The 26823-nt window shown below is 59.7% G+C and carries 29 protein-coding genes; 13 read left to right on the forward strand and 16 right to left on the reverse strand.

The features are described 5' to 3' along the window. Positions 1 to 24: 24 nt before the first annotated feature. Positions 25 to 465, reverse strand: coding sequence for a CBS domain-containing protein (locus DJ564_RS11555; protein WP_007944798.1), 441 nt, complete (start codon positions 463 to 465; stop codon positions 25 to 27). A 252-nt stretch (positions 466 to 717) separates the two neighbouring features. Between DJ564_RS11555 and DJ564_RS11560 the strand changes: the two genes are divergently transcribed. Beyond that, positions 718 to 3078: a DNA polymerase II gene (locus DJ564_RS11560; RefSeq protein WP_162556197.1), complete on the forward strand. Its 2361-nt coding sequence runs from the start codon at positions 718 to 720 to the stop codon at positions 3076 to 3078. Here DJ564_RS11560 and DJ564_RS11565 read toward each other — a convergent pair. From DJ564_RS11565 to DJ564_RS11575, 3 genes are all read right to left on the reverse strand, one after another. Then, entirely contained in the window at positions 3043 to 3513 is a 471-nt protein-coding gene (locus DJ564_RS11565; protein ID WP_109629212.1) for a DUF1810 domain-containing protein, read from the reverse strand. The genes DJ564_RS11560 and DJ564_RS11565 overlap by 36 nt on opposite strands. A gap of 30 nt (positions 3514 to 3543) precedes the next feature. After that, entirely contained in the window at positions 3544 to 4365 is an 822-nt protein-coding gene (locus DJ564_RS11570) for an aldo/keto reductase (protein ID WP_109629214.1), read from the reverse strand. Positions 4366 to 4626: 261 nt separating this feature from the next. Beyond that, a complete protein-coding gene (locus DJ564_RS11575; protein ID WP_109629216.1) occupies positions 4627 to 5775 on the reverse strand; it encodes an aldose epimerase family protein in 1149 nt (382 codons plus the stop codon). A 250-nt stretch (positions 5776 to 6025) separates the two neighbouring features. Between DJ564_RS11575 and DJ564_RS11580 the strand changes: the two genes are divergently transcribed. Continuing rightward, on the forward strand, positions 6026 to 6775 hold the full coding sequence (locus tag DJ564_RS11580) for a hypothetical protein (RefSeq protein ID WP_109629218.1): 750 nt from the start codon (positions 6026 to 6028) through the stop codon (positions 6773 to 6775). 251 nt (positions 6776 to 7026) lie between these two features. Further along, entirely contained in the window at positions 7027 to 7812 is a 786-nt protein-coding gene (locus tag DJ564_RS11585; RefSeq protein ID WP_109629220.1) for a sulfite exporter TauE/SafE family protein, read from the forward strand. Between the two features lie 19 nt (positions 7813 to 7831). Here the strand turns inward: DJ564_RS11585 and DJ564_RS11590 are convergent, their stop codons facing one another. Beyond that, a complete protein-coding gene (locus DJ564_RS11590) occupies positions 7832 to 8200 on the reverse strand; it encodes a VOC family protein (RefSeq protein ID WP_109629221.1) in 369 nt (122 codons plus the stop codon). Positions 8201 to 8379: 179 nt separating this feature from the next. Here DJ564_RS11590 and DJ564_RS11595 point away from each other — a divergent pair, with 179 nt between their 5' ends. Continuing rightward, positions 8380 to 8943, forward strand: coding sequence for a DUF4174 domain-containing protein (locus DJ564_RS11595; RefSeq protein WP_109629223.1), 564 nt, complete (start codon positions 8380 to 8382; stop codon positions 8941 to 8943). Between the two features lie 158 nt (positions 8944 to 9101). Here the strand turns inward: DJ564_RS11595 and DJ564_RS11600 are convergent, their stop codons facing one another. Then, positions 9102 to 9248 carry an autotransporter outer membrane beta-barrel domain-containing protein gene (locus tag DJ564_RS11600; RefSeq protein ID WP_256597496.1) on the reverse strand — a complete coding sequence of 49 codons (147 nt, stop codon included), beginning with the start codon at positions 9246 to 9248 and terminating at the stop codon, positions 9102 to 9104. A gap of 228 nt (positions 9249 to 9476) precedes the next feature. On the opposite strand from DJ564_RS11600, the gene DJ564_RS11605 reads away from it, so the two are divergent. After that, positions 9477 to 9854 (forward strand): DUF6124 family protein, encoded by a 378-nt coding sequence (locus DJ564_RS11605; RefSeq protein WP_109629227.1) that lies wholly within the window; start codon positions 9477 to 9479, stop codon positions 9852 to 9854. A gap of 214 nt (positions 9855 to 10068) precedes the next feature. Here DJ564_RS11605 and ampC read toward each other — a convergent pair whose 3' ends face one another. After that, positions 10069 to 11235 carry a class C beta-lactamase gene (ampC, locus tag DJ564_RS11610; RefSeq protein ID WP_109629229.1) on the reverse strand — a complete coding sequence of 389 codons (1167 nt, stop codon included), beginning with the start codon at positions 11233 to 11235 and terminating at the stop codon, positions 10069 to 10071. Positions 11236 to 11395: 160 nt separating this feature from the next. On the opposite strand from ampC, the gene DJ564_RS11615 reads away from it, so the two are divergent. Continuing rightward, positions 11396 to 12268 carry a LysR family transcriptional regulator gene (locus DJ564_RS11615; protein WP_109629230.1) on the forward strand — a complete coding sequence of 291 codons (873 nt, stop codon included), beginning with the start codon at positions 11396 to 11398 and terminating at the stop codon, positions 12266 to 12268. A gap of 123 nt (positions 12269 to 12391) precedes the next feature. Here the strand turns inward: DJ564_RS11615 and gudD are convergent, their stop codons facing one another. Together gudD and DJ564_RS11625 are read right to left on the reverse strand one after the other, a co-directional pair. Continuing rightward, a complete protein-coding gene (gene gudD / locus DJ564_RS11620) occupies positions 12392 to 13735 on the reverse strand; it encodes a glucarate dehydratase (RefSeq protein WP_109629232.1) in 1344 nt (447 codons plus the stop codon). A gap of 24 nt (positions 13736 to 13759) precedes the next feature. Further along, positions 13760 to 15106 carry an MFS transporter gene (locus DJ564_RS11625; protein ID WP_109629234.1) on the reverse strand — a complete coding sequence of 449 codons (1347 nt, stop codon included), beginning with the start codon at positions 15104 to 15106 and terminating at the stop codon, positions 13760 to 13762. Between the two features lie 282 nt (positions 15107 to 15388). Between DJ564_RS11625 and DJ564_RS11630 the strand changes: the two genes are divergently transcribed. Further along, positions 15389 to 16102 carry a FadR/GntR family transcriptional regulator gene (locus tag DJ564_RS11630; protein WP_109629236.1) on the forward strand — a complete coding sequence of 238 codons (714 nt, stop codon included), beginning with the start codon at positions 15389 to 15391 and terminating at the stop codon, positions 16100 to 16102. Between the two features lie 92 nt (positions 16103 to 16194). Beyond that, positions 16195 to 16425, forward strand: a complete 231-nt coding sequence (locus tag DJ564_RS11635) for a hypothetical protein (protein WP_109629238.1) — start codon at positions 16195 to 16197, stop codon at positions 16423 to 16425. 37 nt (positions 16426 to 16462) lie between these two features. Here the strand turns inward: DJ564_RS11635 and DJ564_RS11640 are convergent, their stop codons facing one another. Beyond that, positions 16463 to 17371, reverse strand: coding sequence for a DMT family transporter (locus tag DJ564_RS11640; RefSeq protein WP_109629240.1), 909 nt, complete (start codon positions 17369 to 17371; stop codon positions 16463 to 16465). 96 nt (positions 17372 to 17467) lie between these two features. On the opposite strand from DJ564_RS11640, the gene DJ564_RS11645 reads away from it, so the two are divergent. Continuing rightward, positions 17468 to 18331 carry a LysR substrate-binding domain-containing protein gene (locus tag DJ564_RS11645; protein ID WP_109629242.1) on the forward strand — a complete coding sequence of 288 codons (864 nt, stop codon included), beginning with the start codon at positions 17468 to 17470 and terminating at the stop codon, positions 18329 to 18331. A gap of 1 nt (position 18332) precedes the next feature. Here DJ564_RS11645 and yegQ read toward each other — a convergent pair whose 3' ends face one another. Beyond that, positions 18333 to 19655 carry a tRNA 5-hydroxyuridine modification protein YegQ gene (gene yegQ, locus DJ564_RS11650; protein WP_109629244.1) on the reverse strand — a complete coding sequence of 441 codons (1323 nt, stop codon included), beginning with the start codon at positions 19653 to 19655 and terminating at the stop codon, positions 18333 to 18335. 164 nt (positions 19656 to 19819) lie between these two features. On the opposite strand from yegQ, the gene DJ564_RS11655 reads away from it, so the two are divergent. After that, positions 19820 to 20881 (forward strand): AI-2E family transporter, encoded by a 1062-nt coding sequence (locus tag DJ564_RS11655; protein WP_077749986.1) that lies wholly within the window; start codon positions 19820 to 19822, stop codon positions 20879 to 20881. Here the strand turns inward: DJ564_RS11655 and DJ564_RS11660 are convergent. The 3 genes from DJ564_RS11660 to DJ564_RS11670 form a co-directional block, all read right to left on the reverse strand. Further along, on the reverse strand, positions 20878 to 21060 hold the full coding sequence (locus DJ564_RS11660; RefSeq protein ID WP_109629246.1) for a hypothetical protein: 183 nt from the start codon (positions 21058 to 21060) through the stop codon (positions 20878 to 20880). The genes DJ564_RS11655 and DJ564_RS11660 overlap by 4 nt on opposite strands. A gap of 100 nt (positions 21061 to 21160) precedes the next feature. Beyond that, on the reverse strand, positions 21161 to 21355 hold the full coding sequence (locus tag DJ564_RS11665; protein WP_003179723.1) for a hypothetical protein: 195 nt from the start codon (positions 21353 to 21355) through the stop codon (positions 21161 to 21163). 236 nt (positions 21356 to 21591) lie between these two features. Beyond that, positions 21592 to 21957 carry a hypothetical protein gene (locus DJ564_RS11670; protein WP_109629248.1) on the reverse strand — a complete coding sequence of 122 codons (366 nt, stop codon included), beginning with the start codon at positions 21955 to 21957 and terminating at the stop codon, positions 21592 to 21594. 246 nt (positions 21958 to 22203) lie between these two features. Here DJ564_RS11670 and DJ564_RS11675 point away from each other — a divergent pair, with 246 nt between their 5' ends. Beyond that, positions 22204 to 23022 (forward strand): shikimate 5-dehydrogenase, encoded by an 819-nt coding sequence (locus DJ564_RS11675; RefSeq protein ID WP_109629250.1) that lies wholly within the window; start codon positions 22204 to 22206, stop codon positions 23020 to 23022. Positions 23023 to 23261: 239 nt separating this feature from the next. Next, positions 23262 to 23780, forward strand: a complete 519-nt coding sequence (locus DJ564_RS11680) for a cupin domain-containing protein (RefSeq protein WP_109629252.1) — start codon at positions 23262 to 23264, stop codon at positions 23778 to 23780. Positions 23781 to 23904: 124 nt separating this feature from the next. Here the strand turns inward: DJ564_RS11680 and DJ564_RS11685 are convergent, their stop codons facing one another. Continuing rightward, on the reverse strand, positions 23905 to 24552 hold the full coding sequence (locus DJ564_RS11685; protein ID WP_109629254.1) for a YceH family protein: 648 nt from the start codon (positions 24550 to 24552) through the stop codon (positions 23905 to 23907). A gap of 139 nt (positions 24553 to 24691) precedes the next feature. Here DJ564_RS11685 and DJ564_RS11690 point away from each other — a divergent pair, with 139 nt between their 5' ends. Next, positions 24692 to 25201 (forward strand): DUF1993 family protein, encoded by a 510-nt coding sequence (locus DJ564_RS11690; protein ID WP_109629256.1) that lies wholly within the window; start codon positions 24692 to 24694, stop codon positions 25199 to 25201. A 186-nt stretch (positions 25202 to 25387) separates the two neighbouring features. On the opposite strand, the gene sstT is transcribed toward DJ564_RS11690, so the two are convergent. Continuing rightward, positions 25388 to 26620 (reverse strand): serine/threonine transporter SstT, encoded by a 1233-nt coding sequence (gene sstT, locus DJ564_RS11695; RefSeq protein ID WP_109629257.1) that lies wholly within the window; start codon positions 26618 to 26620, stop codon positions 25388 to 25390. Positions 26621 to 26823: the final 203 nt, after the last annotated feature.

A 26823-nucleotide genomic window follows, 5' to 3' on the forward strand; every position in this document is an offset into this window, starting at 1 on the left:
ACAGGGATATGTGGTGTGTTGGAATCACTCGCCGCGAATGTACTGCTCCAACTGGCGAATCAATTCAGCCTGTTCGGCGATGGCTTCCTTGACCAGGTCGCCGATTGACAGCAAGCCGATCAACTTGCCGTTTTCCACCACTGGCAGGTGGCGCAGGCGTCTGTCGGACATGATGCCCAGGCAGGTATCGACGGTTTGATGGGTGTCCACGGTGATCACCGGCGACACCATGATGTCGCGAACCGGCGTGCCCACCGAAGAACGGCCATGCAGCACCAGTTTGCGCGCGTAGTCCCGCTCGCTGATGATGCCCAGCACTTCGTCATTCTCCACCACCAGCAAGGCGCCGACGTTCTTTTCGGCCATCTTCATCAGGGCTTCCAGCACCATGTGATCGGGTTTGATCTGGTGCACTTCCTGATTTTTCTGATCTTTCAACTTGAGCAGTTGGGCGACGGTTTTCATGATGGCTTCTCAGGTGTTGTCGTTGTTCTTGAAGAATCGTAGACCCGAGCGCAGAGGGCAAGGCAGAAAGCGGCAGATAACGCGCAAAAAACGTCATTTGGCGGTTTTTCTTCGGTAAACCGGAAGTTTATCGCTAATCCATGGGCTGAACTCAATCCTGTGGGAGCGGGCTTGCGTCCACCTCGCAGAGGGGGCTATCCCCCGCAATGACGCGTAGAATTGCCGCCTGAATCAAATCTTGAGGTTGCAGTGGTGGATTTACAGCAGGGTTTCGTCCTGACCCGGCATTGGCGCGACACCCCGGCCGGTACGCACGTCGAGTTCTGGCTGGCGACGGACACCGGTCCCCAGCGTATCCGTCTGCCTCATCAACCGTCGGTGGCGTTCATCCCGGCTGTCCAGCGCGAGCAGGCCGAAGCCGTTTTGCGCGGCGAAAAAAATGTCGAGCTAAAGCCATTGGCCCTTCAGGACTTCGAGCACCGCCCGGTACTCGGCCTGTATTGCCAGCAACACGGTCAGTTGATGCGCCTGGAAACCGCGCTGCGCAAAGCCGGCGTCGAGATGTTCGAGGCCGACGTGCGCCCGCCGGAACGCTACATGATGGAGCGCTTCATCACCGCACCTGTCCTGTTCGGCGGCACGCCAGGCGACGACGGTCTGCTGCTCGACGCACAGATGAAACCGGCTCCCGACTACCGGCCCAACCTCCGGCTGGTGTCCCTGGACATCGAAACCACCGCTCAGGGCGAGTTGTATTCCATCGCCCTGGAAGGCTGCGGCGAGCGCCAGGTCTACATGCTTGGCCCGCCGAATGGCGACGACAGCGCGGTGGATTTCCAGCTCGACTACTGCGACTCGCGAACCGTGCTGCTCAAAAAGCTCAACGAGTGGTTCGCCCGCCATGACCCCGACGCGATCATCGGCTGGAATGTCGTGCAGTTCGACTTGCGGGTGCTGCACCAGCACGCCCGACAGCTGGGCGTCCCGCTGAAACTGGGGCGTGGCGGTGAAGAAATGCAGTGGCGCGAGCACGGCAGTCGCAACCATTACTTCGCCTCGGCCGCCGGCCGGTTGATCATCGACGGCATCGAGTCCCTGCGCTCGGCGACCTGGAGCTTCCCCTCGTTCAGCCTGGAAAACGTCGCGCAAACCCTGCTCGGCGAGGGCAAGGCGATCAGCACGCCGTATCAGCGCATGGACGAAATCAATCGCATGTTCGCCGAGGACAAACCGGCACTCGCCACGTACAACCTCAAGGACTGCGAGCTGGTAACGCGGATTTTCGCCAAGACCGAATTGCTGACGTTCCTGCTGGAACGCGCCAGTGTCACCGGTTTGCCGGCGGACCGCAGCGGCGGTTCGGTGGCGGCGTTCACGCACCTGTACATGCCGCTGATGCACCGCCAGGGATTCGTGGCGCCGAATCTAGGGAACAAGCCTGCGCAGGCCAGCCCCGGTGGCTTCGTCATGGACTCGCAACCGGGTCTGTACGAGTCGGTGCTGGTGCTCGACTACAAAAGCCTCTATCCGTCGATCATCCGCACCTTCCTGATCGACCCGGTCGGGCTGATCGAAGGCTTGCAGCATCCCGATGACAGCGAGTCCGTACCGGGTTTCCGTGGCGCGCGTTTTTCCAGGACCCGGCACTGCCTGCCATCGATCGTCGCCCGGGTGGCCGAAGGCCGCGAGACCGCCAAGCGCGAACACAACGCGCCGCTGTCGCAAGCGCTGAAGATCATCATGAACGCCTTCTATGGCGTGCTCGGTTCCAGCGGCTGCCGCTTCTTCGACACGCGACTGGCGTCGTCCATCACCTTGCGTGGCCACGAGATCATGCTGCGTACCCGGCAGTTGATTGAAGCCCAGGGGCACACGGTGATTTACGGCGACACCGACTCGACCTTCGTCTGGCTCCGTCGTGCCCACGGCCAGGAAGAAGCGGCGCAGATTGGCCGCGCGCTGGTGGACCACGTCAACCAGTGGTGGCGTGAGCATGTGCGGCAGGAATACGGGTTGGAAAGTGCCCTGGAATTGCAGTTCGAGACCCACTACAAACGCTTTCTGATGCCGACCATTCGCGGCGCCGAGGAGGGCAGCAAGAAGCGTTACGCAGGGCTGGTCACCCGCGCCGATGGCACTGACGAAATGGTCTACAAGGGCCTGGAAACCGTGCGCACCGACTGGTCTCCGTTGGCCCGGCAATTCCAGCAGGAGCTGTACTCGCGGATTTTCCATCGTCAGCCGTATCAGGATTATGTGCGCGACTACGTGCGCAAAACCCTGGCCGGCGAGTTCGACGACCGCCTGATCTATCGCAAGCGCCTGCGCCGTACCCTGGACGACTATGAGCGTAACGTGCCGCCCCACGTTCGCGCAGCGCGGATCGCCGATGACTACAACGATCAGCAGGGCCGCCCCCGGCAATACCAGAACGGCGGCTGGATCAGCTACGTGATCAGCGTCGCCGGGCCCGAGCCGCTGGAGATTCGCAGCGCGCCCATCGACTACGACCATTACGTCACCCGGCAATTGCAGCCGGTGGCGGATGCAATTCTGCCCTTCGTGGACGACGACTTCTCAACCTTGATTGGTGGGCAACTGGGCCTGTTTTGAGTCCAGCAGCTGCAGCGTCCAGTCATCCCGTATGCCGTGGAAATACTGATCCAGTGCCTTATGGAACACGCTGCCTTTGGGGGCGATCTGGGCGAACAGGGTCATCGACGAGTGAAACTTGAGGTTGTCGGGATGTCCGAAAATCTCGGTAATCGTGCGCTGTTTGCTGTCCAGGACCAATTGCGTGCAGGTTCGCAGGCGGGCGCCCAGCTTTGGATGTTCAAGGTAGGCCGCGGCTTCTTCGCGGGAACGGATTGCATAATGTCGGGACATCTCGCTACCGCCCAGTCCGGCGAATTGCGGAAAGACGAACCACATCCAGTGCCGGCGCTTGCGGCCGGCTTTCAACTCTTCCTGGACCCACTCGAACACCGGGTCTTGCGCTTGCACAAAGCGTGGCAAATTGAAGTCGTCGAGCTGATCAGTGCTTCTCATGCAGAAGCCCTCTGACAGTACCGCGATGGCTTAGACCATGGCCAACCGGTGCTTGCGTTGTGGCGCGTGAAACGCGTGGTCCAGCGCCTTCAGGTCCTCGTCTTCGAGCCGCAATTGCGCGGCCTGCGCATTCAGTTGCACATGTTCAGGTCTGACCGCCTTGGGGATGGCGATCACGTCTCTTTGTCGCAGAATCCATGCCAGTGCTACTTGAGCCGGCGTCACGGCGTGATGGGTGGCGATCTGCTTGAGCGCCGTATGAGCCAGCATCGTTCCTCCCTGACCGATAGGACAGTATGCCATCAACGGCTGCCGATGCTGTTGGCACCAGGGCAACAGGTCAAATTCGATGCCGCGCTCTTCCAGGTTGTACAGCACCTGGTTGGTGGCGCAGGCCGGCGAGTTCAATTCCTGCAGATCGTCTATGTCGAAGTTGGACACGCCCCAACGGCCGATCTTGCCTTCTTCACGCAGGCGTTCGAAGGCTTCGACAGTTTCCGCGAGCGGATACTGGCCGCGCCAGTGCAGCAGGTATAAATCGATGTAGTCGGTATTCAGACGGCGCAGGCTGCGTTCGCAGGCCTGGGGGATGCCTTTGCGGCTGGCGTTGTGCGGGTAGACCTTGCTGACCAGAAAGACCTTGTCGCGCAGACCGGCGATGGCTTCACCCACCACTTCCTCGGCGCCGCCTTCGGCATACATCTCGGCGGTGTCGATCAGGGTCATGCCCAACTCGATGCCCAGACGCAGCGCGGCGACTTCCTTGCTGTATTGCGAGGGATCTTCGCCCATGCGCCAGGTGCCTTGGCCGATGACCGGTACGTTGACGCCGGCCAATTCGAGGGTCCGCATGAAAACCTCCTTTTTCCAATCGATAAGTGCTCTCTGGTTGGCAGCAGAATAGCCCGGTGGTTCCGTAGATGTGTAGCTGCCCTGTGGCGAGGGGATTTATCCCCGTTCGGCTGCGAAGCAGTCGTTAAACCAGCAAGCGCTTTACGTCTGAAGGAATATAGGGGCCGCTTCGCAGCCCAACGGGGATAAATCCCCGCGCCACACAAGCCCGCTCCCACAGGTGGGGCAGGCTCGGAAGCTGCATCGAGTGATGCCGGAGGTTTAGTTAGCCGAAAACTTCAGCACGGTGCTCTGGGTATAGGTTTTACCCGGGTCGAGTCGCGTGGACGGGAAGTTCGGCTGGTTTGGCGAGTCGGGATAGTGCTGAGTCTCCAGCGTGAACGCGCCCCAATGCGGATAAACCTTGCCACCCTTGCCCTTGACCGTGCCATCGAGGAAGTTGCTGGTGTAGAACTGCACGCCGGGTTCGCTGGTGTAGAGCTGCAAGCGGCGCCCCGATTGCGGATCACTGACATCGGCGGCCAGTTTGCCAACGTCACCCTTGGCGTCCAGGACCCAGTTGAAATCGAAACCGCCTTGTTTGGGCTCGGCGAATTTCAGTTGCGGGTGATCGGCCTTGATGTTTTTACCAATGGCGGTGGGCTGCGTGAAGTCCATCGGCGTACCGGCGACCGGAGCCAGTTCGCCGGTCGGAATCAGCTTGGCGGTGACCGGCGTGTAGTGGGTCGAATGCAGGGTGACGAGCTGTTTCAGCACATCCCCGTTGCCGGCGCCGGCGAGGTTGAAGTAGCTGTGGTTGGTCAGGTTCAGCACGGTCGGTTTATCGGTGCTGGCCTTGTAGTCGATGCGCAACTCATTGTTCTCGGTGAGGCTGTAGGTGACCTCGGTTTTGAGGTTGCCGGGGAAGCCCATTTCACCGTCCGCCGACAGATATGTCAGGGTTACGCCCACCGAATCCTTGCCTTTGCTCGGCTGGGCTTTCCACACGTGTTTGTCAAACCCTTGCGGGCCGCCGTGCAGCGAGTTGGAGCCGTCATTAAGCGGCACTTGATAGCGTTTGCCATCCAGTTCGAACGCGCCGTTGGCCAGGCGATTTCCGAAACGCCCGATGGTCGCGCCAAAGTACGCGGTGCCGCTCTGATAGCCCTGCACATCGTCGAAACCCAACACCACATCGTCGAGCTTGCCGTTTTTGTCCGGTACTTTCAGCGACTGCAAGATGCCGCCGTAGGTGATGACCGTGGCTTGCAGGCCATGGCTGTTGCGCAAGACGTATTGCTCGACGGGGGTGCCGTCGTTGGTCTTGCCGAAGACTTTGTGTTCGCTGGACAGGCCAGCCGCTTGAGCGGTGAGGGTGGCGATCATCAGGGACAGTCCGAGGCCGGAGAGCAGGTGTCGGGATTGCAGCATGGTTGACCTTCCTTCTTGTTGTTTTTGGTATGTAGTCATACTAATGATCGATTTAACAGGCGATCAAGGAAGGATTTATAGCCTATGTGCAACGCGTTGCAATTAAAAAGTATGACTAATGTGATAGTAGTCGTTCTGGACGCCAAGGTTTACGGACCATCGGCACTGCACTTTTTCAGCTTTGGCGGCTCTATCCTTGGCCAGCCTGCGGCGATCCCCTCCGCCGGCCAATGCCCAAGTTCAAGCACCCATGGCTCGAGTTTTACCCTGTTTCACTTCATCAATCCGTCGCCAATGCCTGCTGCTGGCCAGCCTGTCGATGCTCTTCGCCAGCGGTTGCAGCCAGCAACAGGGCAGCGACTTCGTCAGCCAGTTCCGCGAGGGCAGCCCCCAGGAATTCCTCCAGACCAGCGTCGACCGCATGGCGACCCTGGCGATGCGCGACAACCTCGACAGCCTCTACTTGCTGATGAGCAAGCTCTACCTGCGCAACCCGGACGAGTTGAAAAAATCCGGCTTCCTCGACGCCCGCACCGCAGGCAAGCAAGTGCGCCTGGCCATCGAACAACAACAGCCGCTGCCCACCCTCGGGGGCAAGAAAGACCTGGCGGCGCTGAGTTATGCCATGAGTCCGGAGTTTCTCGGCGACCGGGTCGGCGCCTTCATCTACGCCATCGGCAGCATGTTGGTCACGGCCCACGGCAATCGCCTCGAGTTCTACATGACCGATGCGATCAACCCGACCTTCGTCAACAACGCTGCACGCAACATCGAGAAAGCCACCTGGATCCTGAGCCAGCGGCAAAACAAAAACGGTGAGCCCTTGCTGTTCTCCAACGAAATTTCGGAGGAGGGCAGCAACCTCAGTTTTGCCGTGGAGTTCGGCAAGATCGTCGCGCGGCTGGACCTGCTGACGCAGATGCTGGACGAGCGCTACCGGCGGATCGGTCTGAACTACGCGCAGAGCTTGCTGTTCTTGAATTTCTTGCCTGTGCAGTAAATCAACCCACCGCACTCCTGACACAGCAGATCCCCTGTAGGAGCGAGCCTGCTCGCGATAGCGTTGGCACATTCAATATCAATGTGACTGAAACACCGCCATCGCGAGCAGGCTCGCTCCCACAGGGGATTTGCGTAAACAGGAAGAATAGTAAGTTGTGGAATAACGATAGTCCGCATCGATATAAGTGGTTATAAGAAAAATCGCTATGCTGCGGGCAGTTTTTTCATGCGTTTTTTGCGGGCGTGTTAATGGATTTCGTTAACTTCGGGTTGGTGGTTGCAGGATTGGTCGTCGGCTTTATCGTCGGCATGACTGGCGTGGGCGGAGGGTCGTTGATGACCCCGATTCTGTTGTGGTTCGGGATCAATCCGGCCACGGCGGTGGGCACCGACTTGCTGTACGCGGCCATTACCAAATCCAGCGGTGTGCTGGTCCATCGCAAGAACAACAACATCGACTGGGCGATTACCGGTTGGCTTACTCTCGGCAGTGTGCCGGCGGTGGCGCTGACGCTGTGGTTCCTCAGCAGTTTGCAGACTTCACCCGATGCGATGAACGCCGTCATCAAACAGGCGCTCGGCTTCGTTCTGTTTGCCACGGCCCTGGCGATTTTCTTCAAAAAACGCCTGCTCGACTTCGCCCACAAACGGGCGGGCGGCCATTACAACCCCAGCGGTTCGCGCCTGAATTTTCTGACGGTCATCACCGGCCTGGTCCTGGGCAGCATGGTCGCGCTGACCTCGATCGGTGCCGGCGCCCTCGGCACCGTAGCGCTGTTCATCCTCTATCCGTTGCTGCCGACACGCCGCCTCGTCGGCACGGAAATCGCCCACGCCGTGCCCCTGACCCTGGTCGCCGGCCTGGGTCACGCGAGCATGGGCAACATGGATTGGCACGTGTTGGGTTACTTGCTGATCGGTTCGCTGCCGGGGATTTACCTGGGCAGTCACTTGACCGGTCGCATCTCTGACGAAGTGCTGCGTCCGTGCCTGGCCACGATGCTGGTGCTGATCGGCTACAAACTGGCGTTCTGAGCCGGCACGGCTTGCCGCATCAGGGCCGTGTGAGAATCTCCAGCAGATGCCCGTCCGGGTCATCGAAATAAACCCGCCGGCCACCGCCGTAATCGTTGATCTCGTACGGCCGTTGCTTGCCGGGATCAGCCCACCAGGGTTGCTTGCGCGCTTGCAGGCGTGCGAAGGCCGCATCGAAATCCTCATCGCCGATCAAAAACGCATAGTGCTGGGAAGCGATGGGCGGGTCGTTGTCATAGAAATCCAGCGACACGCCATTGTCGAACTTGACGACCAGCATCGGCCCGAACGGCTCGGGAGCGGGCAGGCCGAGGATCTCGGCGAGGTAATGGGCCGAGATCTGCTTGTCTCGGCACCAGACAATGGTGTGGTTTAACTGAGCGCTCATGCTGGGGGCCTCACGGCGGATCAGGTGGGTCGTTATGGGTGTGAGATTAGCTCAGCCTGTTGCGCAATGACTGCCCTGACCTAAGCTTGGGTCAAGGCGGAACACAATTGCGGTGCGTCACCCGGAACGATCGCCGCGATGCGCAATCATTAGAGCGTGGATATCAAAAGGAGATGCGCATGCTCATCAGGTCTTTGACCCTGACTACCTTGCTGGCTTTCGCCGGCCCCTTGCTCGCCGCCGAAGACGGCTCGCCTCTGGACATTGACAAGGGCAGGGCCCGGCCACTGATTGTGATTGCGCCCAGCACCGTAGACCCGGTCTGGACGGGCCTGAAAAAGTCGCTGAGTGATCCGGCCAACAAGGACGGTATCGCCCAACGCAATATCAGGGTGTACACGGTGCTGAACATGTTCGGTCAACAGGACGGCAAGGACCTCGGCCAACAGGACACCATGGCGCTGATCCGTTCGCTGAAGCTCGGCGCGGGGGCGTTGCCCAAAGTCATCCTGGTGGGCAAGGACGGCGAGAAGAAGTTCGAGAGTTCGGGGGATGAATCAAGGTCGGTCGATTTGAAGAAAATCTTCGACACCATCGACGCCCTGCCGGCGACCGAGAAAGAAGCCGCGCCGCCGACAGTCGCAACGCCCGTCGTCGCCGAACCGGCCGCCAAAGGCGCCAAGGGCGCAAAACCGGGTAAACCGGCGAAACCGGCCAAGCCCCCTGAAATGCCGGACGATTGAACACCCACTGACTCCTGTGGGAACCGGCCCGGTCTTTGTGCGCGCCGCCAACCCCTTGTGGGAGCGGGCTTGCTCGCGAAGGCGTCAGTTCAATCGATATCAATGTTGAATGTGCCGGCCTCTTCGCGAGCAAGCCCGCTCCCACAGGGTTGATGTCGTTACCAGGTGTAGCGATAGCCGACCGTCACTGCCCAAGGCTGTTCGATATCGTTGCCTTTGGTATAGCCCGCTTCGGCGAAGAAGTTGTGTTTTTCAGCCGCCGTCACCCTGACGCCACCCCCCACCTCGGCCCGTGAGCCCGGCAAGCTGCTCGGCAGTTGCTACAAAAAAAAGCGTGTTCGGCGCGGAGATGTCTTGGTTTCATTGGTCTCGGAAATTTCCTGCAAGTCCTGTCGGACTTCATGAACTGGTTTCTGTCAGAGCGCGCCGTTAGCCTTCGTCAGCCACCGCACAAATCGCGGTCGGACGTGGGAATCCGCAACACTGAGGGATCCAGGGACGAAAAAACCAATGGCCAGAAAGGAGCCTCGTCTATGAAGAAGTTCGGCAAGAATGATCCGCAACGCCCAACCGATGCCAGTCACCTGAAGCTCGTCAGGCTGGGAGAAACGACCGGGCACGGCACCAGCATTCGCGTGCGCAAGCCAAGGCGTTCCGTCCCGATCAACCAAATCTTGTCAGTTGCCCCGGGCGTCGACACCATCACCCTCTTGCATCAGGCCTGCGAGACCCTTGCTTCGCTGAATGCCGTGATTATGAGTTTTGCCGACAAGCTGGATGGCTCGAACCGAGCGATGTTGGGGGCGATTCAGCAACTGACAGGGATTGCGGAGTTGATGGTGAATCAGGTTCGGGGCAACCTTGATCCGAGGAACGATGCGCCTGACCCTCAGACGCCGACCCGGCATTGAGCTGACGTAATAACGACAATGGGCGACCTCAAGAGGTCGCCCATTTTTATTGTCAGCATTGACCCCTGTGGCGAGGGAGCTTGCTCCCGTTGGGCAGCGAAGCGGCCCCAAGACCATTTACCTCGGTGTATCTGATAAACCGTGCTGAATGGTTTTGGGTTGGCTGCGCCACCCAACGGGAGCAAGCTCCCTCGCCACAGTTAAGCAGCGTGGGTTATTCGGTCAGGGCACTCAGTATGTTGTGAGCCAGCTTTATTCGCTCCGAGTTCGGGTAATTCTTGTTCGCCAGAATAACGATACCGATATCTTCCGAAGGCACGAACGCGACATAAGCCCCGAAACCACCCGTCGACCCGGTCTTGTTGAACCATGCCGCGTCTTGCGCAGGTTGCGGTGGGTTCAGCCACTGGACTTTATGCGCCGCCATCGCCATCTCCGTCGAGTTGCCATTCAGCAACGTATCGAGGCTGGCCGGATAGTGGTAGTGCTCCCATCCCAACCCCTGCGTCATCTTGCCCACGGTGTAGTAACCGCTGTGAGTCAGGGCGATCGCTTGCTGCAATGGCTTCTCCAGCGTCGCCGGTTTCAGGTTCGCTTCAACATAACGAAGCAAATCCGCCGCGCTGGTTTTTACGCCATAGGCCTCCGAATCCAGTGCGCCCGGGCTCACCCGCACCGGACTGCCATCCTTGCCGTAACCCTGGGCATAAAGCCCCATCTGATCCTGCGGCACTTTGAGGTAGGTGTGCTTGAGGCCGAGTTTCGGTAGCAGGGTTTTTTCCATCAACTCATCAAACGGCTGGCCCATGCTTTTGGCCGCCAGATAACCGGACAGCCCAAGGCTGGGGTTTGAATACTGGCGGTGGGTGCCTGCGGCATACACCGGTTTCCATTGTTTGAAATAGGCCAGCATTTTGTCTGGACGATCGGCCTCGTCAGGGAACTGCAGCGGCAGCCCGCCAGCGGTGTAGGTGGCGAGTTGCAACACGCTGATAGTGTCGAACGCACTGCCTCGCAAGTCAGGCCACACCTGGCTGGCCCGGTCAGACAGGGACAACTTGCCGCTGGCCTGGGCATAAGCTGCCAACGTCGTGGCGAAGGTTTTACTCACCGAACCAATTTCGAACAGGGTGTCTTGGCTGACCGGTTTGCCGTCCTCTTTCGAGGCCACGCCGTAGTTAAAGTAATGCTGTTGGCCATTCAGGGTGATCGCGACGGCTACGCCGGGAATATTCTGTTGTTGCATGACCGGGCCGATGGCGGCTTTCACCAGGGCATCGAGTTGATCGTCGGATTTTGTGGCGGCCATACAGTGACTTGCGCCGAGCAACAGGGCGAAAGCGCTGAAGGACGCCAATCTTGGCAGATGAAATTTGTACATGATTGGAACCACTCTCCATGAGTTGCCATTACTTTAACCGCTACACTCCGAACGGATTGAAAACCGGACGGCTAACGGGCGCGCCAAATCTAGGCAGTCGGGCGACAATCGACAAACGACGATATTTCGGGTTAGCCATTAGAAAAATTTGGGAGTGGACATGATTCGTCCTCATCTGCCGCTGAATGCATTGCGCGCCTTCGAGGCTTCCGCGCGCCATTTGAGCTTCACTCGGGCGGCGGTGGAGTTGTTCGTCACGCCAGCGGCGGTCAGTCATCAAGTCAAAAGCCTTGAAGCCCAGCTTAACGTGACGCTGTTCAAACGCTTGCCCCGCGGCCTGATGATGACCAGTGAGGGTGAAACCTTGCTGCCGGTATTGCGCGAGTCTTTCGACCGGATTGCCGAAACCCTTGAGCGTTTCGAAGGGGGGCATTTTCGTGAAGTGTTGACGGTGGGCGCGGTGGGAACGTTTGCGGTGGGTTGGCTGTTGCCGCGACTGGCGGACTTCCAGTCGAAACATCCGTTCATAGATTTGCGCCTGTCGACCAACAACAACCGGGTGGACGTGGCCGCCGAAGGGCTGGATTACGCCATCCGATTTGGCGCCGGCGCCTGGCACGGGATCGAAGCGCTAAAACTGATTGAGGCGCCGTTGTCGGTGCTCTGCGTTCCGGAAATAGCCGGGCAGTTGCAAGAACCTGCCGATCTGCTCAAGCAGACGCTGTTGCGTTCCTACCGCACGGATGAGTGGCCCGAATGGTTTCTGGCTGCCGGGTTGCCAGCCAATACGCCGGCGCCGAAAAGCATTGTCTTCGACTCTTCGCTGGCCATGATGGAAGCCGCCCTACAGGGCGCCGGCATCGCCTTGGCGCCGCCACTGATGTTTGCCCGGCAACTGGCGGCGGGGGCGATCGAGCAACCGTTCGACATCGGCATCACCACCGGCAGTTATTGGCTGACTCGTTTGCAGTCGCGCCCTGAAACGTCGGCGATGACGATGTTCAAGGAGTGGCTGCTGCAAGCTTCGGGCTGATACAAAAACCTGTGGGAGCGGGCTTGCTCGCGAAGGGGCCATAACATTCAACATCAATGCCGACTGTACGGACGCCTTCGCGAGCAAGCCCGCTCCCACAGGGAATGAGGGGGTGTCGAAAGGTCAGCGCACCAGGCACGGCCGCTTGTTATCGAACTGCCATCCCGGAATCAGAAACTGCATCGCCACGCTGTCATCCCGCGCGCCCAGTCCCATGCCTTTGTACAACTCATGGGCCTTGGCCAGTTGATCCAGATCCAGCTCAACCCCCAGCCCCGGTTTCTTCGGCACCTGCACGCAACCACCGACAATTTGAAGCGGAGCCTTGGTCAGGCGCTGGCCGTCCTGCCAGATCCAGTGCGTGTCGATGGCGGTGATATCACCCGGCGCGGCCGCGGCGACATGGGTGAACATCGCCAGGGAAATATCGAAATGGTTGTTGGAATGCGAGCCCCAGGTCAGGCCCCATTCGTGGCACATCTGCGCCACGCGAACCGAACCCTGCATGGTCCAGAAATGCGGGTCGGCCAGCGGGATGTCCACCGATTGCAGCTGGATCGCATGACCCATTTCCCGCCAGTCGGTGGCGATCATGTTAGTCGCGGTTTTCAGGCCCGTGGCACGGCGGAACTCGGCCATGACTTCACGACCCGAATAACCGTTTTCCGCCCCGCACGGATCTTCAGCGTAGGCGAGCACGCGATGCTGATCACGGCACAGGCGGATGGCTTCCTTGAGTGACCACGCACCATTCGGATCGAGGGTAATGCGCGCATCAGGGAAGCGTTCGGCCAGCGCGGTGACGGCTTCGATTTCTTCGTCGCCACTGAGCACGCCGCCCTTGAGTTTGAAATCCTTGAAGCCGTAGCGAGCGTGCGCGGCCTCGGCCAGGCGCACCACGGCGTCGACGCTCATGGCTTTCTCGTGGCGCACGCGGAACCAGTCGTTGTCGGCGTCCGCTTCGCTGCGATAAGCCAGGTCGGTTTCATTGCGGTCACCGACATAAAACAGATAACCGAGCATCTTCACTTCGTCGCGCTGCTGGCCTTCGCCAAGCAGGGCGGCGACCGGCACGTCCAGATGCTGGCCGAGCAGGTCGAGGAGGGCGGCTTCCAGGCCCGTGACCGCGTGAATGGTGATGCGCAGGTCGAAGGTCTGCAAGCCGCGACCGCCGGCATCGCGGTCGGCGAAGGTCTGGCGCACCTGATTGAGGATCTTCTGATAAGTGCCGATCGGACTGCCGACCACCAGCGAACGTGCGTCTTCCAGCGTCTGGCGAATGCGCTCGCCGCCCGGTACTTCGCCGACCCCGGTGTGCCCGGCGTTGTCCTTGAGGATCACGATGTTGCGGGTGAAAAACGGGCCGTGGGCGCCGCTCAGATTGAGCAACATACCGTCATGACCGGCCACTGGAACCACCTGCATGCTGGTGATGATCGGGGCTTTGGCGGTGTCTTGTGGGTTCATTGTCTTGTCCTTCAAAACAGAGATTCAGGCGTGATTGGACGCTGGTTTGCCCAAGGCAACGACAGGTGCGGTTTTCGGTGTGTTGCGTGCGGCGAAGACGATGATCGCGGCGATGATCGACGTTGCGGCCAGGCCATACAGCCCGCCCTGAATGGAGCCGGTGTGTTCTTCAAGCAGGCCGAAGGTGGTCGGCGCAACGAAGCCGCCGAGGTTGCCCACCGAGTTGATCAGCGCGATCACACCCGCCGCGATCCGCGCATCCAGATAAGCCTGAGGGATCGGCCAGAACAGCGACGACGCGGACTTGAAACCCAGCGCCGCGAAGCAAATCGCCACGAAGGCAAAGATCGGCCCGCCGGTGGTGGACATGAACATCCCGGCTGCCGCAATCAGCAGTGCAGCGGCGACCCAGGCTTGCTGGTGTTTCCATTTCGCCGACAGCGAAGCGAAGGCGTACATGCCGACGATCGAGAGCAGCCACGGGATCGAGTTGAACAGCCCGACCTGAATGTCGCTGAGGTCGCCCATCTTTTTGATGATGCTCGGCAGCCAGAAGGTCGCGGCATAAATGGTCAGCTGGATGAAGAAGTAGATCAGGCAGAACAGGATGATCTGGCGATCCTTGAGCAGCGTGCCCAGCGACGGCTTGATCGGTGTCGCCGCTTCCCGGGCCAGTTGTTCGTCATCGATGGCTTTGACCAGCGCATCTTGCTCGGCACGGGTCAGCCATTTGGCGTCGTGGGGTTTGGAATCCAGCCAGAACCATAAGAACACGCAGAGCCCGACTGAAAACATCCCCTCGATGAAATACATCCATTGCCAGCCGTGCATGCCGAATCCGCTGATCTGCAACAGCAACCCGGACAGCGGGCCGGAGATCAGCGAAGCAATGGCCGAACCGCTGAGGAAAATGGCAATCGCCTTGCCGCGCTCGACGCCAGGCAACCAGCGTGTGAAGTAATAAATCACCCCGGGAAAGAACCCCGCTTCAGCCACGCCCAGCAGGAATCGCAGGATATAGAAGTGGGTTTCGTTCTGGATGAAGGCCATGCAGGCGGCGACCAGGCCCCAGGTCAGCATGATGCGGGTCAGCCAGATGCGGGCGCCGACTTTTTGCAGAAGCATGTTGGAGGGGACTTCGAACAATGCGTAACCGATGAAGAACAGGCCGGCACCGAGGCCGTAGGCGGCAGCGCCGATGCCCAGGTCCTGTTCCATGTGGGCGCGGACGAAGCCGATGTTCACGCGGTCAATGTAGTTGACGATGAACATGATGACGAACAGCGGCAGGACATGGCGTTTCACTTTCGAGATGGCGGACTTCAGGACCGAATCGGCGCCCTCGTGCATCCCGGATACGGATGTATTCACTTGGTTTTCTCCCACTGATTATTTTTATGCGGGGTGTAGCTGGATGTTGCGGTGTTGATAGACATCATACAACTAGCTTTTTTCGTCTTGCAAGCACTGCTGTCCAGCTAAATGGCGCTTTAATGCCGATTTCTTATTCTTTTTGCGGTTTCGTCTGATCTTCTGGAAGGCCATTTACGTCCACTTGTTGAGTGTTGTCATACAAGTGCTGGGTTGATTTCTTGGGGATTCCAGCCAAGCGCAGTGCTACGATTCCGTTAGCCCAGCTTCCGGATGATCGCCATGCAAGAAGACCTCGACGCGCCCGCGCGCAAGCGCACCCACAACCTCGCTCATGACCTGGTGGCCAAGCTGAGCCAGAGCATCTTGCTCGGGCAGATGTTGCCGGGAGACAAGCTGCCGTCGGAGAACACGATTGTTCAGGAGCACGGGGTCAGTCGCACGGTGGTGCGTGAGGCGATCTCGAAGTTGCAGGCATCAGGCCTGGTGGAAACCCGTCACGGCATCGGCACCTTTGTGCTGGAGCGCGCACCGGAGCAGGGGCTGCGATTGAATGTCGATACCGCGCTGGGGGTACGCAGCATTCTGGAGTTGCGCATGGGCCTGGAAACCCAGGCCGCCGCACTGGCGGCTAGCCGTCGCACCGAGCAGCAGTTGATGCAGATGCGCGAAGCGCTCGATGACTATCAAAGTTTGCTCGCCAACAACGACAGCTGCGTCGAGGCCGACAAGCGCTTCCACCTGCTGATCGCCGAAGCCACCGGCAACGTGTGCTTCACCGAAATCATGCAGCATCTGGGCAGCGCCATGATTCCGCGGACCCGGGTCAACGCCGCCGAGCGTGGCGCCGCGGATCTGAGCAAGCTCGGGCAACTGGCCAACCTCGAGCACGAGGCGATTCTCAACGCGATCAAACGGCAAGACCCGGACGCCGCGCGCGCCGCCATGTGGCTGCACCTGACCAACAGCCGCGACCGGTTTTCGGCCGGTGTCTGACGACCGTTTGTCTACTCGATAGCACGCCATTCGCGCGCCTGCTTCCAACGAGTACGGCCCAGATTTGCTGGACCTCATCAGTGAGGTGCGTCATGGCTAACGACTCAATGTTCCAGGGTGGAACACCCAATACCGACCCCACCAGACCCATGCCAGGCACCGACGAGCCGACGCTGGATCACGATGCTCCGCCCGGCAGGGACCCGTCGCTGGACCCGGCTGCCGCAAACGCTGATCGACCTGAAGACTGGAAGGATCCGACTGCTGACGAGGACGTTCCGCCAGCGGATGAGCCAACCCCTTTGTCCGACGACAGGCGATAAAGAGAACCCGGCCAATGTGCCGGGTTTAATGAGATGGTCAGCGATGGCCGGGCAGGCTGGTCGCGATGACGGTGGGACGCCGCTCCAGATTCAACGCCAGCACACTGATCAGCACCACCACCGCACCGACCCCGACCATCAACGTCGGCTGTTCACCCAGGGCAAACGCTGCAATGACCATGGCCGTCGGCGGAATCAGATACAGCGTCATGGTTGCCCGACTCAAATCGATGTGGGCCAGCACAAACGCCCAGGCCAGGTAGGCGAGGGCGCTGGGGAACACACCCAATGCGATCACTGCCATTTGCACCGGCATCGGCGCACTGACGACCTTGCCGGCCAACCCCGGCAGATAAATCAGCAACAGCGCGGTGCCCGACCAGACCGTGTAGCAGACCAGCGTCAAACCGTCGTAGCGCCCGGAATGATGCTTCTGCAACGCGAAGTAGAAACTCCACGACACCGCCGCCAGCAAGATCAGCAACCCGTGCGCATCAAGGCTGCCCAGCCCACGATCACCGGCCACCACAATCACCACGCCGATCAATCCCAACAACACACACGCCCAGCGCCAGGCGCTGACCCGGTCCTTGAACACGAAGCGCGCCAGCAAGGTGCTGAACAGCGGTGTCGATTGCGCCAACACACTGGAGGCGCCGGCGCTGACACTTTGCTGGCCGATATTCAGGGCGACGTGGTGCAGGCTCACGGCAAAGAAACCCAGGACGAGCAGCAGCGGCAAATCGCCAAGCCTCGGCAGGCTGATGCCTTTGAACGCGGCGACGACAGCCATGAATACCGACGCAATCAGAAAGCGCAGCAGCGCCAGGTGGCCGGGGTCATAGGCCTGCAAACCAATGTGAATGCCGGTTGGTGAGTAACCCCAGCAGGCGACGATAAACGCCATGGCCAGGAGAATTTTGAGCGTGTGTGTGGAGGGCTTCATGGTCGATCACCGGTGGGTTGATGCACCGAGTATCGGAAGCCTGATCATTCGCCACAACTGACTTATACTGCGCAAACTGTTCACTTTTGGTGATGTATGGAGCTGGCGCAGATTCGCATGTTCAAGACCGTTGCCGAGGTCGGCAGCATCGCCCGGGCGGCGGAGCTGTTGCATTGCGTGCCGTCGAACATCACGGCACGCATCAAGGCGCTGGAAGCGGAGTTGGGGGTGGCGTTGTTTCTGCGCGAGGGTCGAGGTTTGCGCATCAGCCCGGCGGGGCAGACGTTTCTGTCTTACGCCTCGAAGATTCTGGCGCTGACCGTTGAAGCCAAACGCGCCGTTGACCCTTCGGCCGAACCTTCCGGCCCGCTGCGTATCGGTGCCATCGAGTCCTCGGCCACCGGTCGTCTGCCGCGCCTGCTGGCCAAGTTTCACAAGCGTTATCCCGGCGTCGCGTTGGAACTGACCACCGGCCCCTGGAGCCAACTGCTCGATGAGACCCTCAATCATCGGCTCGACGGTGCAATCGTGGCGGTGGATGTCGAGCGCTCGCAACTCAAACGCACGCCCATGTACCGCGAAGAGCTGCTGCTGATTGCCTCGACATCCCTGGGGCCGGTACGCGATATCTCGGATTTGCAGGACAAGACCGTGTTCATGTGGCCCCAAGGCTGTCCTTACCGGGCGGCGCTGGAGCACTGGTTGCTGCGCCAAGGTCATGCGCTGCCGATTGTCAGCCTGGCCAGTTACGGCGCGATTGTCGGGTGTGTCAGCGCCGGGGCCGGTGTCGCGCTGGTGCCCAAAGGCGTGTTCGATCAGTACGCCAAAGGGGCGGGGTGCGCGGGGTTTGAGTTCCCTGAGCTGACGGCCATCGACAACCTGTTTTACTGGCATGAAAACGCCGGGGTTCACCCGGCGCGGGAAGCGTTTGTGGCGATGTTGCGTGAGGAGTTCGTTTGATCTACGCCCTGACATCCCGCATCAACAACCCGAACCGCAAATCCACCGCATCCGGAATCGGCACATACACCGTATGTCCATCCCCCGGCGCCACTTCGATCGCTTCACCTTTGCCGTTCTGCATCTGATGCAGATCGAAGTGGAAGTTACCCTGGGGCGTCATCAGTTCCATGTGATCGCCCAGGCCAAAGCGGTTCTTCACCTTCACTTGCGCAAAGCGATCACGACGCTCACCGGTCAACTCTCCAACAAACTGCTGGCGCTCTGAAACCGAGCTGCCGTGCTGATAGTTCTGGTATTCGTCATGCACATGTCGGCGCAGGAAACCTTCCGTGTAGCCGCGCTGGGCCAGGGACTCCAGATCCGTCATCAAGCCGCGATCAAATTCGCGACCGGCCACGGCATCATCAATCGCGCGGCGATAGACCTGCGTGGTGCGCGCGCAATAGAAGTGCGATTTGGTCCGGCCTTCGATTTTCAGCGAGTGCACGCCCATCTGCGTCAGGCGTGCGACATGCTGCACGGCGCGCAGGTCCTTGGCGTTCATGATGTAAGTGCCGTGCTCGTCTTCGAAGGCCGGCATCAGTTCATCCGGGCGATTGGCTTCCTGCAACAGGAACACCTGATCGGTCGGCGCTCCGATGCCCAGGGTCGGTTCAGGCCGGAACTGCTGGACGATTTCACCGAGCTGATTTTCCATGGCTTGCGTCGCCGAATACTTCCAGCGACAGGCGTTGGTGCAACTGCCCTGATTGGCGTCGCGCTTGTTCATGTAACCCGATAACAGGCAGCGGCCGGAATAGGCCATGCACAGCGCGCCATGGACAAACACCTCAAGCTCCATCGCCGGGACGTGCTGGCGGATCTCGGCGATTTCTTCCAGCGACAGTTCCCGCGACAGGATGATCCGGCTCAAGCCCTGTTGCTGCCAGAACTCGACGCTGGCCCAGTTCACCGTGTTGGCCTGCACCGACAGGTGGATCGGCATCTGCGGGAAGTGCCGGCGCACCAGCATGATCAGGCCCGGGTCGGACATGATCAACGCGTCCGGGGCCATGGCAATCACGGGGGCCAGGTCATTGAGGAAGGTCTTGAGCTTGGCGTTGTGCGGCGCAATGTTCACCACCACATAGAAGCGCTTGCCTTGGGCCTGTGCCTCTTTGATGCCGAGCGCGAGATTGGCGTGGTCAAATTCGTTGTTGCGCACCCGCAGGCTGTAACGCGGCTGGCCGGCGTAGACCGCATCGGCACCGTAGGCGAAGGCGTATCGCATGTTTTTCAAGGTGCCGGCGGGAGCGAGCAGTTCGGGAGCAAGGAGCGTCATGGCAGTGTCGATCGCAAAAGTCCGCGAGGGTAATCGGCTTGCCCATGGGGTTCATTGATCTGGATCTATGCTTGATGAATAAACGGATGGCACTCGCGCGAACCGTGGCGGACTAAGCATCAGCACGGCTCTTCAATACGAGAGCGCACTGACATGGATCGGACATGAACGAACAGACGGTACACAACAAATCGCTGGTGATCTTGCTCGGGGTGGTCACCGCCGCCTTTATCTGGATTTTGCTGCCGTTCTACGGCGCGGTGTTCTGGGCGGTGATCCTCGGGATTCTGTTCGCGCCGCTGCAACGCCGGATACAACTGAAGTTCAGCTGGCCGCGCAACCTGACGTCGTTGCTCACCCTGAGCATCTGCCTGGTAATCGCGATCCTGCCGGTGATTATCCTCAGCATCTTGCTGGTTCAGGAAGGGGCTGCGCTGTACAAGAGCATCGAAAGCGGCGAGCTGGACATCGCGGGGTATGTGACGCATTTCAAACACAGCCTGCCGCCGTACTTCCAGCATTTGCTGGATCGGGCCGGGCTCGGCGAGCTGGACGGGCTGCGGGAGAAAATCATCAAGAGTGCGGTGACGGGCAATGAGTTTGTCGCCACGCAAGTCTTCAGTTTCGGTCAGGGCACGTTCGATTTTGTGGTGGGTTTTTTCATCATGCTCTACCTGCTGTTCTTCTTCCTGCGAGACGGTGCGGAACTGGCGCGTAAAGTTCGCTCCGCCGTCCCGTTGCAGGAGCACCAGAAACGCCGTTTGCAGCTGAAGTTCAACCGTGTGGTGCGGGCGACCGTAAAGGGCAACCTGCTGGTGGCGATTACTCAGGGCGCATTGGGCGGTTTGATTTTCTGGTTTCTGGACATCCCGAGCGCGTTGCTCTGGGCGGTATTGATGGCGTTTCTATCGCTGTTGCCAGCCGTGGGGGCGGGGATTGTGTGGGCGCCGGTGGCGGCGTTCTTCCTGTTCACCGGGGCGATCTGGCAGGGCGTGGTGCTGGGGTTGTTCGGGGTTTTCGTGATCGGCCTGGTGGATAACGTGCTGCGACCGATCCTGGTGGGCAAGGACACGAAGATGCCGGACTATCTGATCCTCATCTCGACCCTGGGCGGCCTGGCGATTTTCGGCCTGAACGGCTTTGTCATCGGGCCGCTGATTGCAGCGCTGTTCATGTCGAGCTGGGCGATCTTCATCGAAACCAAACCAAGGGTGCAGCTGCCTTAAGCGCTGAGCTGCCCCTGGCCGATTTGTTGCGACAGTGCCTTGGCGGCTGGCAGCGAAGTGAGCGGTCCGCTGATCGGTTCGCCGTCCTGAACCAGATACCAACAGGCGAGCAATCCTAGCTCTCTGAGCGGTGCGGGAACGGCGCTGCCGATGACGGACATGATTTGAACCTGGGCCATAAGTACCTCCACTAATCTATGGAGCCACCTTACGGACCAGCCACTAAAACGGACAATCAACACTTTCGATAGTCGTCATTGATGACAGTGAGTCTTGGGATCAGTCGACCACCAGATCAAGCATGTGGACCACTTCCTGCTCGTTGAGCAGGCCTTTGCGCACCAGGTTTTCGGCCAGCAGCGAAAGAAACTTGGCGCTGCGATGGCCTTCCAGGTGCTTGAGTTCGGTCAACGCGTTGTACACCTTGCTGGAAGTGCACAAGCCGACGATGCGGTGCGGGTTTTGCGTGGGCATGAGGTCGTCCTTGTTTTTATCAACCTGTTGTTTACGGACAGATCCAAGCTTGCGGACCTGGCGTGACATAAATATGACCGTTTTACCCAATGCGGGGGAAGGGCGGGCGCGTCAATCTTGCCAACTTGAACCGCCCACACTGTCCCGACAGCGACCTTGACGCGATTTTTCCAGACCTTTGCCGACGAACGGTCACAAAAAAGCCCCGCTGATAAGGCGGGGCCTGATCGAGGCTGTTACCAGCGGCCATACCCGTGGGGATGGCCGTAGTAGCCGCGCGGTGGACCGTAATAGCCACGTGGCGGGCCGTAGTAAACCGGCGGTGGCGCGTAGTAGACCGGTTGCTGCACGTAGACCGGCGCAGGCTGGTAATAAACCGGTGGCGGTTGTTGTACATAAACCGGCTGTGGCTGGGCGTAGACCGGTTGCTGTACGTAGACAGGCCGGTTGCTGTTGATGATGGCCGAGCCGACGATTGCCGAACCAACGATCGCGCCAAATACCGCTGGACCCTGCCAACCGTGACCGCCGCCAGCCTCTGCCTGCCCTGTGATAGCAAGAGCACCGAGCAGCAAGGCAACTGTGGGGATTTTACGGATCATGATAATTCCTCGGTTCTTCGACCCGGCGCTTGCGTCTGCAATAGACCCAAGGATCGTCGCGGGGATACATCTAAGACAGCGTTTTCTTGAAAATCAGCACAGCCGTTGGGTAAATTTTGTGTAAGGTCTGTACCGGCTTCTTTACGGCCCTTGCGAACCTGCACTGGCACGCCTTAATGATCGATCAGAACGCGATGGAATGGCTAATCCCGTCCATCTGAAAGTGCTTATAGAAGGAGATGTTTCATGCAGATGAACCCCAACCGAGACACCCAACTGTGCATGTCGCTGTCCGGGCGCCCCGGCAACTTCGGCCTGCGGTTTCACAATCATCTGTATGAACAATTGGGCCTGAATTTCTACTACAAGGCGTTCAGCAGTCAGGATCTGCCGGGTGCCGTTGGCGGCATTCGTGCACTGGGCATTCGTGGTTGCGGCGTGTCGATGCCGTTCAAGGAAGCCTGCATTGCGCTGGTCGATGAGCTGGACGCGTCCGCAGCGGCCATTCAATCGATCAATACGATCGTCAACACCGACGGCCATCTCAAGGCCTACAACACTGATTACATCGCCATCGCCCAACTGCTTGATACCCATCGGGTGCCGAAGGAGTCGACTTTTGCCCTGCGCGGCAGCGGCGGCATGGCCAAGGCCGTGGCCAGTGCCTTGCGCGATGGCGGCTATAAAAACGGCCTGATCGTGGCCCGCAATGAGCGCGCCGGTCGGGCGTTGGCTGAATCGCTGGGTTATCAGTGGCAGGCAGAACTGGGTGCCCAGCGTCCGCAGATGTTGATCAACGTCACGCCGATTGGCATGAGCGGTGGTCCTGAGGCCGATCAACTGGCGTTCGACGCTGAAACCATCGCTAGTGCCGAGACTGTCTTCGATGTGGTGGCGATACCCTCGGAAACACCGCTGATCGTGCGCGGTCGCGCCGAGGGCAAGCGCGTCATTACCGGGCTGGAAGTGATCGCGATCCAGGCGCTGGAGCAGTTTGTCCTGTACACCGGTGTGCGGCCGACGGATGAGCAGTTCAAGAAAGCGGTGGAGTTTGCTCGGGGCTGAATCCTCAGATTATTGGTTGCCCGTACAGGCCCCTTCGCGAGCAGGCTCGCTCCAAATGGATTGGTGTCGTACACACATGTTGTGATCGACAGAGACCCTGTGGGAGCGAGCTTGCTCGCGAATGCCGCACCTCGGTCCCCAGGCAAGCCCAATCAGTGGCCGCCACTTTCCCCGCCTATACTCCCCGCCAGCCAGCAAAGACTTGCCGTCCCAACCAACAAACCGTGCCCGAGGTTCCCATGCATCCCCCCATTCTCAACCTGAATCAGGTCGAACTCGAACCGCTGCCGGAAGCCCTGGCGCCCACCGGTGAAACCGCCGGCCGCTACCATCAGAAAATGGCCCGCGTCGGCCAGCAACTGGGCGCGCAAAAGCTCGGTTATCGGCTGTACGTTCTGGAGCCGGGCATGCGTGGCAGCCCGTTTCACAGCCATCGGGTCAACGAGGAGATGTTTTATGTCGTGGCCGGGGAAGGGGAGGTGCGCCTCGGTGCCGAGCGTTTTCCGATCCGCGCCGGCGACGTGATCGCCTGCCCAGCGGGCGGTCCTGAAGCTGCGCACCAGATCATCAACACCAGCAAGGGTGAACTGCGCTACCTGGCGGTCAGCACCCAGCAATCGCCGGAGATTTGCGAGTACCCGGATTCCGGCAAATACGCGGTGATGGACGATTTCAAGATCGACGCCGAAGGCAATGCCTCAGGCTTCGTCGCCATCGCCCGGCCGGGTGACGGCGTTGATTACTGGGATGGCGAGTAGCCCCCCATATCCACTGTGGGAGCGGGCTTGCTCGCGAAGGGGCCATGACATTCACCGTCATCGGTGACTGTTACACCGCTTTCGCGAGCAAGCCCGCTCCCACATTGGGATGTGTGTTGCCGGGTTATTCGAGGCGAGCCAGGCGTTCTTCCAGCGCTGAAATCCGTGCCTCAAGCTCTTCGATCCGCTCTACGGAGACGCCGCTGCTGGTGCCACGTTCGGCCGGGTTTTGCCGGGCGGCGAGGATGACTTCGATATCCGCCGGATCGCCCAGCGCATGCATATATCGGTCTTCGCGCTGCCCGGCCTGGCGCGGAATCAACAACGCCAGCCCACGAGCAATCAAGCGTTCCAGTTGATGCACCACCTGCTCGGCGTCTTCGAAATCATGCATGCGGCCGCTGCGGGTCAGCAGTTCATTGACCGTCTGCGGCCCGCGCAGAAACAGCAGTCCCGCCAGAATCACCTGGGCTGGCACCAGTTCCAGCGCCTTGTCGACCTTGTGCTCCCAGCGATCGGCACGGCTGCCCATCACCAGTTTGGTAAAGCCGCGACCTTCAAGGGCGCGCAGGCTTTGGCCGACCTGGCCTTGTGTCAGGTTCATCACCGGTTCACGACTGGTTTTCTGGTTGCAGGCGATCACCAGTGCATTAAGGGTCAGCGGATAGGTTTCCGGGCTGGTGGCCTGCTTCTCGATCAACGAGCCCAGAATGCGGATTTCCGTGCTGTTGAGCCGCGGTTCGTCGAAGGTCGTTTCTTGCTCAGTGCTCATCGCGCTTTTCCCTATGCAGTCGAAGCATGCAGTCGAAGCCGCCTAGCCTAATCCTTGCTGGATAAAAGACAAGCCGCAGGAGGGGTGGGCATGGCTATAATCGGCCCACGTTTTCCTCCTGTCACCACATGAGACTGTCATGACTATTTCCCTGTATGCCGCTTCCGTTCCTGTTTTCAAACAAATGCTCAACGCCCTGAGCGACGTTCTGAACAAGGCCGAGGCCCACGCCACCGCCAAGAACATCGACCCGAACGCGTTCCTGCAAGCCCGCCTGTACCCGGACATGTTCCCGCTGGTGCGTCAGGTGCAGATCGCCGTTGATTTCGCCAAAGGCGTTTCCTCGCGCCTGGCCGAGATCGAAGTGCCGAAGTACGACGACACCGAAACCACCTTCGCTGAACTGCAAGCCCTGATCGCCAAGGTTCTGGCTTACATCGGCGAGATCAAGCCTGAGCAGATCGACGGCAAGGAAGGCATCGAGATCGTCACCCGTCCAGGTACGCCGAAAGAGAAGCGCTTCAGTGGCCAGGCTTATCTGTTGAGCTATGGCCTACCGCAGTTCTTCTTCCACGTCACCACCACTTACGCACTGCTGCGTCACAACGGTGTGGAAGTGGGCAAGCGCGATTACATGGGCGCGTTCTAAACCGCCCAGGTACAAAAAAGCCCCCGCAGCCTGAGGTTGCGGGGGCTTTTTCATGGGAGTGCACTTTTCACCTGCACCGCAGAACCTGTGGGAGCGGGCTTGCTCGCGAATGGGCCATCCGCTTCAACATAAACGTTGACTGATACACCGCTTTCGCGAGCAAGCCGACTTCCACAGGATAGGGGGTTACGCCAACCGTTCTGCTTTTGCTTCTTCACCCAGGCAAGCCGCGGCGGTGAACAGCACGTCAGTGGAGGAGTTCAGCGCAGTCTCCGCAGAGTCCTGCAACACCCCTATAATGAAACCTACTGCCACCACCTGCATGGCGATTTCACTCGGAATGCCAAACAGGCCGCACGCCAGCGGAATCAGCAACAACGAACCGCCGGCCACGCCCGAAGCGCCACACGCACAGATCGCTGCCACCATACTGAGCAGAATGGCTGTCGGAATATCCACGGCGATGCCCAGGGTATGCACGGCCGCCAAGGTCAGCACGGTGATGGTGATCGCCGCGCCGGCCATGTTGATGGTGGCGCCCAGCGGAATCGATACCGAATAAGTGTCTTCGTGTAGGCCCAGGCGCTTGCTCAATTCCAGGTTGACCGGAATATTCGCCGCCGAGCTGCGGGTAAAGAACGCGGTGATGCCGCTTTCCCGCAAGCACATCAGCACCAGCGGATACGGGTTGCGACGCAGTTTCCAGAACACGATCACCGGGTTCATCACCAGCGCCACAAACAACATGCAGCCCAGCAGCACGGCCAGCAGATGCACGTAGCCGATCAACGCACCGAAGCCGGAGGTGGCAAGGGTCGACGCGACAAGGCCGAAGATCCCCAGCGGCGCGAAACGAATCACCAGGCGCACGATCAGGGTCACGCCATTGGACAGGTCGCCGAGCACCTCGCGGGTCGTGTCACCGGCATGGCGAATCGCAACACCCATGCCAATCGCCCAGGCCAGAATGCCGATGAAGTTGGCGTTCATCAGCGCACTGACCGGGTTGTCGACCACGCTGAGCAGCAGACTCTGCAACACTTCGCTAATGCCACCCGGCGCAGTCACGGCGACGTCATGGGTAGACAGCACCAGACTGGACGGAAACATCATGCTGGCAACCACCGCGACCACCGCGGCGGCAAACGTGCCCAGTAAGTACAAAAACAGAATCGGCCGGATGTGGGTTTCCTGGCCGTGCTTATGGTTGGCGATCGAGGCCATGACCAGCACGAACACCAGAATCGGCGCGACGGCTTTCAGTGCCGAGACGAAGACTTTGCCGATGAACGCCGTGGACTTCGCCACCTCAGGCGCGATCAGCGCCAGGGCAATCCCGGCGATCAGGCCGATGACGATTTGCGAGACCAGGCTCAAGCGTTTCAAGCGTTGCAATAGCGAAGGGGATGAAGCAGTCATAAAACGGCATCTCTGATTATTAGGTGCGGGGGTATCGCGACATCAATGCCAGTGAATGGCCGATGATCAAGGTGTACGTATCGCAGGGCGCGGACTTTATCACAGCGTGGTCTTGATCCTTCAGACCTGTGACGATCTGCCACCCGCACGTTCAACGAGATCGGCAGGTTCGTGCAACCCTGATCGGAAACACTCTGTTAAGA

It is taken from the genome of Pseudomonas sp. 31-12 (assembly GCF_003151075.1).
Classification (GTDB): Bacteria; Pseudomonadota; Gammaproteobacteria; order Pseudomonadales; family Pseudomonadaceae; genus Aquipseudomonas.